A 12,837-nucleotide genomic window follows, 5' to 3' on the forward strand; every position below is an offset into this window, starting at 1 on the left:
GTGATTCGTCAAGCTAAAATATTAATAAGCACCACCTTCATTTTGGTAATGATCTTTTCCTGCAGCGGCGTAAAGCACCTGGAGGAAGGTCAGAATTTCTATGGTGGAGGACAGGTTGTGTTCAAAACCAAAAGAGACTTCAAAAAGAAGAAAGAGGTAAAGGCTGAATTGGAAGCACTAATTACTCCTACACCTAACACCAAGGTTTTAGGCTCCAGGCCAAAAGTTTTCTTTTATAACCTGGCTGGTGAACCCAAAAAGGAAAAAGGCTTTAAATACTGGATGCGAACTAAGCTCGGAGCTCCACCAGTGCTCATGGAAGATGTAGACATTTACAGAACTCAAAATCTGATAGAAAGCAGATTGAAAAATGAAGGCGTCTTTCAAGCAAGAGTTGAATCTAAAACCACTACCAAGCACAGAGAAACTAAAGTAACATATATAGCTTATCTCACCAGACCTTACAGGTATGATTCTATTCATCTGCCAGAAGGCGATGGACCGTTAGTTACTGCTATCCGAGAAGCTTCTGATAAGATGGTTTTCAAAAAAGGAGATCGATATGACCTTAATGATCTTGAGGAAGAAAGGGTTAGGTTGGAAGGAGAGTTGAAGAACAAAGGCTTTTATTTCTTTGAAGATAATCACATCTTATTCCGGGCAGATAGTACTGTGGGTGACAGACAAGTGGACATATTCATGACCGTGAAGGAAGATACCCCGGAAAGAGCCAAGGAAGTTTATAAGCTCGGAGAGATCAACGTATTTGCTAATTATGATTTCGTAGGTGAAAGTAAAGCTCAGGCTTCTGATACAGTAGTGGTTGATAGTATCAACTATTATTCTGATAATCAAGAATTTAAACCAAAAGCTATTACTGATCATGTGAAGTTGAGAAAAGGCAATATCTACACCAATGAAGACGAAGAGGTGACCATTGATAGGCTTCTGCAGCTAGATGTATTCAAATTTGTGAATGTAAGTATTGACGAAATGAATGATAATAGGCTCAGATCAAATATTTACCTCACGCCATTTAAGAAAAAGTCATTCAGGCTGGAGGTTCAAGGGGTTTCTAAATCAAATGGATATGTGGGGCCGAATGTAAATGCCTCTTTTAGAAATAGAAATGCTTTCGGAGGTGCAGAACTTTACGAGCTCACCTTGAATACGGGCTACGAAGTACAGGTCTCAGGTCAGCAGCAGAGTACCACCGGAGGCGCAGTAAATTCCTATACCATTGGTATTCAAAATACCTTTACCATTCCTCGTTTCATTACTCCATTAAATATTAAATTCAATTCATTTAAGTATGTGCCACAGACCATTCTTAAAGCTGGCTTTGCCATGCAGAAAAGAAGTGGCTTCTTTACCTCATACACAGCCAATCTGGGCTATGGTTTTAGCTGGAATGAAACGCCCACCAGGAGACATGAATTATTCCCAATTGATATAGATCTTATCCAGATCAGTAATGAGTCTGATGAATTTCTTGAGACTTTAAACAAAAACCCTTTCCTGGCCAGAAGTTATGCAGAACAGTATATTTTAGGAACCACCTATTCTTTCTACTATAATTCACAGGCCAAGCCAGGCAGAGATAAAAGAACCAGTAATTTCTACTTCAATGGCAATATTGATATTTCAGGTAATGTAATGCACCTGGCGCAAAAAACGCTGACCTCATCTGAAGAAGATCCCTATGAAGTGCTTGGCTTCCCATATTCTCAGTTTGCTCGTGGAGATGTGGATTTAAGATATTATCTGAGATTGGATGATAAGAATAAAATTGCCACGCGTATGTTGGTCGGTGTAGGTTATGCTTACGGAAACTCCATTTCATTGCCCTACAGTAAGTCCTTTGCTTCAGGTGGTAGTAGCAGTATCAGAGCCTTCAGAGCTCGCTCAGTGGGACCTGGTACTTACGAGCCAGACACCACCCAAATTTTCATAGATCAGATTGGAGACATCAAGCTAGAGGCAAACATCGAATATCGATTTGAAATAGTAGGAGCCTTCAAAGGAGCGGTCTTCCTTGATGCCGGTAATATCTGGACCATGAGAGCGGAAGAAGAGAGACCTGGTGGAGAATTCGATCCAAAGTCATTTTATAAGCAATTGGCTGTAGGTACAGGCTTTGGTTTCAGGTTCGATGCTGACTTTTTTGTGGTGAGGTTAGACTTGGGTTATCCACTAAAAGACCCTGCTAAGCAAACTCCTGCCACAATTCGCTCAGATAATACATCGTCGCCTTTAGGTAAAATAGTTTATAACATAGCAATAGGGTATCCTTTCTAATATATTGTGGAGTATCATCCACACTATTCTTAAAGGTTTCTTCGTTTTATTTGAAATACGGTACATTACACAGTCTGGTACTCATTTTGGTAATGCTTTCATGAAAATAATCAATTATGAAAACAATGGAATTAGTGAAAAATAGAGCAATATCATTAGGAACAGCGTTATTGATCCTTTCTGCATTTGTATTATCATCATACATACTTACTGGGTGTCAGGCTAGTAACACAGCAAAAGGTGGTGCTGTAGGAGCAGCGGCCGGTGGAGCCATAGGTGCTGCCATAGGTAGTGGATCAGATAACACGGCCGTAGGTGCCATTATTGGTGCCGCTGTAGGTGGTACAGCGGGTGCTTTAATAGGTAGAAAAATGGATAAGCAAGCTGAAGAACTAAGAAGAGATTTAGAAGGTGCAGAAGTAGAAAGAGTAGGTGAGGGTATTAAAATTACTTTCGATTCAGGTCTTTTGTTTGATGTAGATTCTTATAATCTAAAATCGGCTACAAGACAGAACTTGTCAGACCTGGCCGCAACTTTAAAGAAGTATGAAGATACTAACATCCTTATAGAAGGTCATACTGATAACACTGGTGCTGATAGCTATAACCAAACGCTTTCTGAAAAAAGAGCTTCTTCAGTTTCTAGTTATTTAAGTTCAGATGGTGTAGCTGGTAGTAGAATCACCACTACTGGTTACGGAGAAAATCAACCTATTGCTGATAACGGTACAGCTGCTGGTCGTCAGCAAAACAGAAGAGTTGAAGTAGCCATTTATGCTAACAAGAAAATGAAGAGAATGGCCGAAAGAGGTGAGCTGTAAAGAATAAATAAAGCTTTTAAATTAATCCCAATTCCGATACTTTAGGAATTGGGATTTCTGTTTTTTATATGATTTTAGAATTGTTTAATTGAGAGTACTTTTCATCATTGGATTTTTAAGTGCACTAGCACTGAGCAGTTATGCCCAAAAGCCTAAGCCCAAAAGCTCATCTGGCATGGATAGCGTAGCGGTGCGTGGAAAAAGCTTTCTCATTCTGGCCGATTCGTCAATTTATATAGAAAATGATACAGTAATTCTTCTTCCAGACACTATAGCGGTAAAGCTTCGTCGCGATGAAACCCGAAGAAGCGATGATTTCTACAATAACCTCAAGAATAGGTTTTACAAAAAGAAATTTACCAAAGAGCTGTACGATCTACTTTTTGTAGATGTAAATACCAGTAAAGTAAAGACAGAACCAGTTTCTAATCAGGATTTTTACCAGTTATATGCGGGTAAGCGAATCAAAGAAATATCCGTGAAGAAACTTGAGGTCTTCGGTACCAGTATCAATGACACTACCAAGCATACTAACTCATGGGCGATTCGGGTCGCCAATAGTCTACACGTTTATACCAGAAGTTATATAATCAGAAATAACCTCTTCTTCGAAACAGGAGATGTGCTGGATCCTGATCTTCTCAAAGATAGTGAACGGGTGCTCCGGGGCTTGCCATATATTAAAGATGCTCGAATATATATAGTGCCTGATGAAGAAGATTCTGAGTTGGTGGGTATACTTATTCTAGTAAAAGATGTATGGTCAATTTCGGGAGAGCTCAAAATAGGCAACTTTCAGAAAAGTGATGTGGCGGTTATAGATAAGAACTTTCTTGGGCTGGGGCAGGAGTTTCGAAATGAATTTCTGTATGACACAGATAACAGTCCTGTGATCGGCTATAATGGTACCTATACCATCAATAACATTCGCAAGACCTTCATCACAGGCGAGGTTAATTATGCCAGTTCGGAACCGATATCCAGATATGCCGCCAGAATCTATAGAAACTTTATAACGCCAGAGATTAAATATGCTGGCGGTATTGATTTAAGTCACAACATTATTCAAGCCGAGCGCCAATACCCCGACACCACTTATGAATACACCACTAAGTATAACCTGCAAGATTATTGGTTTGGTAGATCATGGCTTATCGGCTCTGATGATGATCATGGAAGAACAAACATCCAGGCCGCTATTGGGTATAGCAAGTATAATTACATCGAACGCCCAATTACCACTGCGGATACGAATCAGGTCTTCTTTGACCGCAAGTTCTACCTATATTCTGTAGGTATTTCAAGAAGAAACTATGAACGTAGTACTCTCATAAACGGTTATGGACGTACGGAAGATATTCCTATAGGCTATTTGTTAGAATTTACTGCTGGTAGAGAATTTAATGAGTTTTACAATCGTACCTACGCCGGCTGGCGGTTTTCTGCTGGCAAGTACTTCGGGCGCGTTGGCTATATACGTCCCTCTGTTCAGTTTGGTGGATTTATGTATGATGGCCATTTGGAGCAAGGAGTGCTAAGAACGGGCGTGCAATACTTCAGCTACCTCTACAGATATCATAAAGTTAACCTTCGTCAATTCCTTAGCATAGATTATGTGCTTGGCGTCAATCGCTTTGGCTATGAATATGTAGATATCAACGATAGGAGAGGGGTGAGGGGACTCAGTAATACCTTCCTAAGAGGAAATAAAAAGCTATCCATTAAAACAGAGACCGTGGCATTCACTCCATTTTACCTGGTAGGGTTCAGGTTTGCCATTTTTGGCTTTGCTGATCTGGCCATTGTCAATCTAAATTCCGCTAAGCTTTTAAAGAACAAACTTTATCAGGGCTATGGAGTAGGCTTAAGACTCCGAAATGAAAACCTAGCCTTTAATACCATTCAAATTAGGCTAGCCTGGTACCCACAAGTGCCTGAAGATGAGTCATCATTCGGTGTAAAAGTTAGCGGACAGACCAACTTGGGAATTTCTGATTTTCGTATAGAAAAGCCAGCCGTTATAGAGTTTTAGCACCATTTGTAGAACATCCTACACGTCATTTAATCCTTAATTCGCCTTCTTTCTTCACTCTGGCCGTATTAGAGCCATGGCATGACTTTTATACATTTATCAATAGAAAGATCAACTAAACTATTGAAGATGAAAAAGCTATTTATAATAATGTCATTAGGAGCCTTACTTGTAAGCTGTGAGCCAAAACAAGGCACAGTAGATGATAAGGACGCAGTAAAAGGAGATACCCTTAATTCTACAGAAGGTAAGGGTGAAGGAGATGTTGGTGAAGGTGTTTACGGCCGATAACTCTTAATGATATGATTCGCGAAGGTTCCAAAGTAAAATGGAAATGGGGTAACGGCCATGCTACAGGCAAAGTGGTTAAAACCTATAAAGAAGAAGTGACCAGAACCATTGATGGCAGTGAGATCAAAAGAAAAGGTAGTGACGACGATAAGGCACTGTACATTGAGCAGGAAGATGGTAGCAAAGTATTGAAATTAGAAAGTGAAGTAGAAAAAGACTAAGATCATGAACATTGAAGAGCAACAATTACATTTAAATAATATCATAAAAGGAATTGAAGAGGTGGTAGAACTTACCAGAGAGCTGGATTATCACCAATTTACCCAGGAAGAACAGGTTAAAGAGGAGGTTTATAGCAACCTACAAATGGTGGGGCAAGCGGCTTATGAGCTATCCATTAACTCTGATAATGCAGGCGATCTCAATTTTGAAACCGACATTTTAAGCGGTTTCCGAAATGCACGCTATAACGATGAAATGGAAGTAGATCATCAGATGATATGGGGCATTATTGAAAATGATTTACCCATTATCAGAGACGAAGCCATTGAAGCTTCCGCTCAACTGGGTGTACCAGAAGAAACAGAAGCTAGCGGACTATTGTAAAGTGAATTTTACAATAACCAATAGTTTCTAATTTTTAACCATTAAATACGAACAGTTATGTTATACGATATTGAACAGAAAAGTAAAAGAAATAGCTTGAATCAAGGTTTTTGGGATGAGTTTACCAATAGAGACGTTTTTGAAGACTTTATTAGCAATAGAAAAGAGCGTCTGCCAGCAGTGAACGTTATAGAGAACGATGCGGAGTTCATTCTAGAGCTAGCATCACCGGGTATGTGCAGAGACAACTATACGCTGGAAGTAGAGAATGATGTACTGAATATTTCAGGAAATGTTAAAACACCCAACTCTACTGAAGAGATGACGTACAAGAGAAGAGAATTTAGTTATACCGCCTTTAACCGATCATTTATTTTGCCTGAATATGTTGATGAAGAGAAAATTGCAGCCAGCTGTGCTGATGGTATTCTCACCATTCATATTCCGAAAAAAGATCATGTTACAGTTAATAATAGAAGAGAAATTGTAATTGACTAAAATAAAACATTGAACCTGAGGTATTTTGCCTCAGGTTTATTCTTGTGTAAGGTTTCTTTAGTCACTTAATTTTAATAATTCTAAATTAGAAACGTGATTTTGTCTCGCCATCATTAATTAGCGCATTGATAATGAGGCATTTAAAAAATATACCCATCCAAATTATCCAATTTATTCCTCTTATTTCAATCCTTTTCGAGGAGGATGAATTTTATTTATAAGCATTCTAAATAAAGATGTGAAAGGCCTTTTTCGACCCTATGAGGGCATTTTTCACATCCACTAACGACGTTTCCTTTCATTTTGTTGCAATAGGTGCCAAAAGCTGCTCTAAATATGTTTGAAATAAACTAATCCGATAGTAGATTTGTGCCGGGTTAAGACATGCAAGTTGTTGCATTGAGAGTTATAAATTAAGTTAACAATGGCGCAAAAAAAATCATTGAGAAGCGTTTTTCTAGCATTAATAATATCTGGTTCGTTTTTATATTCATTCACTTCACAGGCGCAGGATACTACTGCTACTGAAGAAGCTGCAGCTACTGAAACAGCTGCTGCTGAAGGTGCCGCTGCAGCTCCTGGTGAGGTACCTACAGACGACGCTAGAATTTCCGAGGGTAAATCTTTATTTGAAGCAAACTGTAAGACTTGCCACAGAGTACACGAAAAATTAGTTGGGCCAGCCCTAAAAAATGTTTACGATAGAGCTCCTTCCATAGACTGGATTGTAAACTTCGTGCACAACTCATCTAAAGTTATCTCTAGCGGAGATGATTACGCAAACAAACTTTATAACGAGTATGATAAAACTCAGATGACAGCTTTCCCTAGCTTCTCTAGGGATCAAATCCTGTCTATCATGGGTTATATCAAGCAACAGACTGAGGCAGGTCCTGAACCTGATCCTAATACTGTCGCCACTACTCCAGGTGCAGTAGCGCCAACAGGTAGCTCTATTCCAGAAGGCTACTTAGATGCCATTATGGTAGGTCTGGTTATCGTGTTAGTACTTATCCTAGTAGTACTACTCCTTATAACTACCGTATTAAAGAAATATCTTAATAACAGAGGCGATCTTGATGAAGATGATACAGAAATTGTAAATGCTTCGTTTAGCTTAGAGAAAACAGTAAAAAGCAAGCCTTTTATCTTCATAATTGTGTTTGTCTTTACTGCCATAGCGTTTAAAGTGGTTATCAACAACCTTTTCGCTGTAGGTATCCAGCAAGGATACGCTCCTAAGCAGCCTATCGCATTCTCTCACAAACTTCACGCTGGTCAGTATGAGATTGATTGTAACTACTGCCACACGGGTGTAAGAAAGAGTAAGAGTGCTAACATACCTTCACCTAACATTTGTATGAACTGTCACAGTGCTGTTAAAACTGAGTCTGATCAGATCCAGAAGATTTACGCTGCGATAGAGAAAAATGAGCCAATTGAGTGGGTAAGAATCCACAACCTTCCTGATTTAGCATACTTTAACCACTCTCAGCACGTAAAAGTGGGCGGTATCGAGTGTCAGACATGTCACGGAGAAATTCAGGAAATGGAAGTAGTTCACCAAAATGCCTTACTTACTATGGGCTGGTGTATCGATTGTCATAGAAAAACTGACGTAAACACGAAAGGTAATGAGTACTATGACAACCTTGTAGAACTACACGACGCTGAAAGCAAAGACGCCTTAAAGGTTGAAGACATTGGTGGTTTGGAATGTGCTAAGTGCCACTACTAAAAAATTGATTGATAAGATTCCATCTATAGATAGATTATGAGTGATAATAAAAAGACATACTGGAAAGGTATTGAGCAATTATCTAACAATCCGGAGATTGTAAAAAATTCGGAAAGGGAATTTCCTGAGGTACTACCAACGGACGGTGAAGAAGGAGGAAGTAACAGACGTGACTTCTTAAAAATGATGGGTTTTGGTATCGCAGCTGTTTCTTTAGCAGCTTGTGAAGCTCCTATTAGAAATGCCATTCCTTATGTAAATAAGCCTGTTGACGTTGATCCTGGTGTTCCTAACTATTATGCTACTACATACGCTAATGGCGGTGATGTTTGCAGTATTGTAGTTAAAACCAGAGAAGGTCGTCCTATAAAAATAGAAGGGAACAAGTCGTCTAAAGTTTATCAGGGAGGTACTGATGCACAGGTGCAAGCCAGTGTATTAACACTTTATGATAACGAAAGACTTAGAGGTCCTAAAATTGCTGGTAAAAACGGCGATTGGGAGACCCTTGATAAAGAAGTGGTAAGCAAACTTAACAGCGTAGCTGCTAAGGGAGGACAAATAAGAATTGTAAGTAACACAGTTAACAGTCCTTCAACACTTCAGGTAATAGAAGAATTTAAAGCTAAATACCCTACTGCGCAGCACGTAATGTACGATGCTGTTTCTAGTGATGGTATTTTAAGAGCTAACCAGGAATCATTCGGAGAAAGAATGATCCCTTCATATGATTTTAGCAAAGCTGATGTTATCGTAAGCTTTGGAGCTGACTTTTTAGGTACTTGGTTATCTTCTACTGAGTATTCTAGACAATATGCTCAAACAAGAAAATTAGGACATGGTAAGAAAAACATGTCTAGACACTATCAGTTCGAAAGCAACCTTTCTATAACAGGTTCTAACGCTGATTACAGATACCCTACTAAGCCTTCAGAGCTAGCTAACCTTGTAGCTGAGCTTTATGATGCTTTAGGCAGCAAAAAGTCTAGTAACGAAGGTATTAATAAAGTAGCCGCTGATCTTAAAAAAGCTAGAGGTAAAGCTTTAGTTGTAGCCGGATCTAATGATCCTGCAGTTCAGGTGGTGGTGAATGGTATCAATCAGATTTTAGGCAGTTATGGATCTACTATAGATACTACCAAGCCTGCTTATGTTCGTAAAGGAGATGATGCTGCTATGCAGAGATTTGTTTCTGATGCGAAATCTGGTAGAGTAGGAGCGGTTATTTTCTATAACTGTAACCCACTTTATAACTATGCAGGTGCTGCTGAGTTAAAGGCTGCATTAAGCAAAGTATCTGTTAAAATCAGTACTGCTGACAGACCTGACGAAACAGCAATAGCTGCTGACTATGTAGCCCCTGATCACCACTTCTTAGAGTCATGGAATGACCATGAGGTGAAGAAAGGAAGCTTCAGCTTTACTCAGCCAACTATTACTCCAATCTTTAAGACAAGACAAGCTCAAGAAAGCTTCATGGCATGGTCTGGTGTTTCTAAGCCGGATTATTATTCATACGTGAAGAGCTACTGGGCATCTAAAGGAGTATCTGACTTCGATAAAGTATTATACACTGGTGTGCACGAAGGTGCAGGTATCATTTCATCTGAAACTGAGGCGCCGGTAGCTCCTGTGGCTGCTAGCTTTGGTGGAAATGTAGGTGCTGCTAAACAAGCCATCAAGAAAAACTATAAAGGAAACGGCGTTGAATTATCATTGTACCAAAAAGTAGGTATTGGTGATGGTTCTCAAGCTAATAACCCATGGCTACAAGAATTACCAGATCCGGTTTCTAAGTCTACATGGGATAACTACCTTACTGTATCTAAAAAATGGGCTTCTGATAATGACCTTACTTCTTTTGAAGGAAAGTGTAACAAAGCCAAAGTTACAGTGAATGGTAAATCAATGGAATTACCAATCCTTATCCAACCTGGTCAGGCCGAAGGTACTGTAGGTTTAGCATTAGGATATGGTAGAACTAGTGCTGGTAAAGTAGCTAACGGAGTAGGTGTTGATGCTTACCCATTAGTAACTATGGTAAACGGAACATGCTCTTATGATATCATGTCAGGCGTTACTGTAGAAGTATTATCAGATACTTATCAAATTGCACAAACACAGATGCACCAGACTCATATGAACCGTGAAGGTGTTATTCAAGAGTCTGTTCTGTCTAAATATCAAGAAGATCCATTTGCAGGAAGATATCAGCCACAAATTGCTGACTGGAGATCTGAGGATGGAACTACTAACCCTGGCGCAATAAGCCTTTGGAAAGGACATAAATACGGCAACCACCACTGGGGAATGGCTATTGACCTGAACCTTTGTACTGGATGTAGTGCTTGTGTAATTTCTTGTCACTCAGAGAACAACGTTCCTGTAGTAGGTCGTCAGGAAGTGATCAATAGAAGAGATATGCACTGGTTAAGAATCGACAGGTACTACAGCAGTGATGCTGCTCCTGAAGATTTAAAAGGACTTGAGGAGGCTGCGGCTAACCCTGAGGTTACTTTCCAACCAATGATGTGTCAGCATTGTAATAATGCTCCTTGTGAAACTGTATGTCCGGTTGCTGCAACCAGCCACAGTACAGAAGGTCTGAACCAAATGACGTATAACAGATGTATTGGTACAAGATATTGTGCTAACAACTGTCCTTACAAAGTAAGACGTTTCAACTGGTTCAAATATCATGACAATGGTAACTTCGAGAACATCAACACTGCCATGAACAATGATCTTGGTAAGATGGTACTTAACCCTGATGTAACTGTTCGTTCTAGAGGGGTTATGGAAAAATGTTCTCTTTGTGTTCAGAGAATCCAGTACGGTAAATTAGAAGCTAAGAAAGAGGGTAGAAGACCTAACGACGGTGATGTAAACACTGCTTGTGCAAGTGCTTGTCCTTCTGAAGCTATCGTATTCGGTGACATGAATGATAAGAACAGTAGAATCTATCAGTTACTACAAATCCAGGATACTGAGAAAGAACACTACATTACTGAATCTGAAATACATGAGCCAAGAGCATACCATGTATTAGAAGAGATTGGTGTGAAACCGAACATTACGTATCTCACCAAGATCAGAAACAAGGATTTAAACGATCATAAAGCTTAATTTAATAAGGTAAACTGGAAACAGGGCGCTAAACTGAAATTTTTAATAGAGAGAATATGCAAGTTACTTCATCCGTTCGAGAACCATTAGTTACCGGTGGTAAGACCGTTCATGATGTTACGGAAGATATATGCAGACAGGTAGAGGGTAAGCCAAGCAAGTCGTGGATGCTAGGAGTAGCAGTGTCACTTGTGGCTTTACTTTTAGGAGCCTATGCTGTATTCATGTTATTGTGGGAAGGTATCGGTGTATGGGGATTAAATAAAACCATAGGCTGGGCCTGGGATATTACTAACTTCGTATGGTGGGTTGGTATTGGTCACGCTGGTACATTGATTTCAGCCATCCTTTTACTATTCAGACAGAAGTGGAGAATGTCTATTAACAGAGCTGCAGAGGCGATGACAATTTTTGCCGTTATCTGTGCTGCTTGTTTCCCTGGTCTTCACATGGGACGTCTCTGGTTAGGTTTCTACTGGGCACTTCCTTTACCAAATGCTTTCGGTTCTCTTTGGGTTAACTTTAACTCACCTCTCTTATGGGACGTTTTCGCAGTAAGTACTTATTTCACCGTTTCTTTAGTATTCTGGTACATCGGTCTTATTCCTGATTTCGCTTCTATTAGAGATAGAGCTACTAATAAAATTTCAAAATTAGCGTACGGAGTTTTAAGCTTCGGTTGGGATGGAGCTGCTAAAACATGGTCTAGATATGAATCTGTGGCCTTAATATTAGCAGGTCTTGCAACACCACTAGTACTTTCAGTACACACCATTGTATCATTTGACTTTGCTACCTCAGTTATTCCAGGATGGCACAGTACAATTTTCCCTCCTTACTTCGTAGCTGGAGCGATTTTCTCTGGTTTCGCAATGGTACAAACACTACTTCTTATCTCTAGAAGGGTACTTAAATTAGAAGATTATATTACTCGTGAGCACGTGGAGTTAATGAACATCATTATCATCGTTACAGGTGGTGTGGTTGCTGTAGCTTATGCTACTGAATTCTTCATAGGCTGGTACACAGGAGTAGAATATGAAAATTATACATACATGTCATACGGTGCGGCTACAGGACCTTATGCATGGGCTTTCTGGGCATTAATTATCTGTAACATTTTAATCCCTTCTACATTATGGTTCAGAAGTGTTAGAACTAGTTACATGCTATCATTTATCATCTCTATTGTGATAAACATCGGTATGTGGTTCGAGCGTTTCGATATTATTGTAATGTGTTTGAGCCGTGATTACCTTCCATCAAGTTGGGCTATGTTCCATCCAACTATTTATGATGTGGGTGTGTATGTGTTCACTTTAGGTTTGTTCTTCACTTTGTTCTTATTATTCTCTAAGTTCTTCCCAGTGATCAACATGGCCGAAGTAAAAAGTATTATTAAGTCATCGTCTTCTAAACAGAAATAA

10 protein-coding genes are annotated in these 12,837 nt (G+C 39.5%); all 10 read left to right on the plus strand.

Features of this window, described 5'->3' with window-relative positions:
* A complete protein-coding gene (gene tamL, locus LVD16_RS13000; RefSeq protein ID WP_233774379.1) occupies positions 1–2,298 on the plus strand; it encodes a translocation and assembly module lipoprotein TamL in 2,298 nt (765 codons plus the stop codon).
* Positions 2,299–2,423: 125 nt separating this feature from the next.
* Positions 2,424–3,119 (plus strand): YiaD family glycine zipper/OmpA-like lipoprotein, encoded by a 696-nt coding sequence (locus LVD16_RS13005; RefSeq protein WP_233774596.1) that lies wholly within the window; start codon positions 2,424–2,426, stop codon positions 3,117–3,119.
* Positions 3,120–3,207: 88 nt separating this feature from the next.
* Positions 3,208–5,151 (plus strand): BamA/TamA family outer membrane protein, encoded by a 1,944-nt coding sequence (locus tag LVD16_RS13010; RefSeq protein WP_233774380.1) that lies wholly within the window; start codon positions 3,208–3,210, stop codon positions 5,149–5,151.
* Positions 5,152–5,280: 129 nt separating this feature from the next.
* The gene (locus tag LVD16_RS13015; RefSeq protein WP_233774381.1) at positions 5,281–5,442 is read left to right on the plus strand and encodes a hypothetical protein; all 162 of its coding nucleotides are present in this window, start codon (positions 5,281–5,283) and stop codon (positions 5,440–5,442) included.
* Positions 5,443–5,453: 11 nt separating this feature from the next.
* Positions 5,454–5,663, plus strand: coding sequence for a hypervirulence associated TUDOR domain-containing protein (locus LVD16_RS13020; protein ID WP_233774382.1), 210 nt, complete (start codon positions 5,454–5,456; stop codon positions 5,661–5,663).
* A gap of 4 nt (positions 5,664–5,667) precedes the next feature.
* The gene (locus LVD16_RS13025; protein ID WP_233774383.1) at positions 5,668–6,048 is read left to right on the plus strand and encodes a HepT-like ribonuclease domain-containing protein; all 381 of its coding nucleotides are present in this window, start codon (positions 5,668–5,670) and stop codon (positions 6,046–6,048) included.
* 57 nt (positions 6,049–6,105) lie between these two features.
* Positions 6,106–6,546 (plus strand): Hsp20/alpha crystallin family protein, encoded by a 441-nt coding sequence (locus LVD16_RS13030; protein WP_233774384.1) that lies wholly within the window; start codon positions 6,106–6,108, stop codon positions 6,544–6,546.
* A gap of 424 nt (positions 6,547–6,970) precedes the next feature.
* A complete protein-coding gene (locus LVD16_RS13035) occupies positions 6,971–8,284 on the plus strand; it encodes a c-type cytochrome (RefSeq protein ID WP_233774385.1) in 1,314 nt (437 codons plus the stop codon).
* Between the two features lie 36 nt (positions 8,285–8,320).
* Positions 8,321–11,410, plus strand: a complete 3,090-nt coding sequence (locus LVD16_RS13040; RefSeq protein ID WP_233774386.1) for a TAT-variant-translocated molybdopterin oxidoreductase — start codon at positions 8,321–8,323, stop codon at positions 11,408–11,410.
* Positions 11,411–11,466: 56 nt separating this feature from the next.
* The gene (nrfD, locus tag LVD16_RS13045; protein ID WP_233774387.1) at positions 11,467–12,837 is read left to right on the plus strand and encodes an NrfD/PsrC family molybdoenzyme membrane anchor subunit; all 1,371 of its coding nucleotides are present in this window, start codon (positions 11,467–11,469) and stop codon (positions 12,835–12,837) included.

The sequence above is a fragment of the Fulvivirga ligni genome, assembly GCF_021389935.1.
In the GTDB taxonomy this organism is placed as follows: Bacteria; Bacteroidota; Bacteroidia; order Cytophagales; family Cyclobacteriaceae; genus Fulvivirga; species Fulvivirga ligni.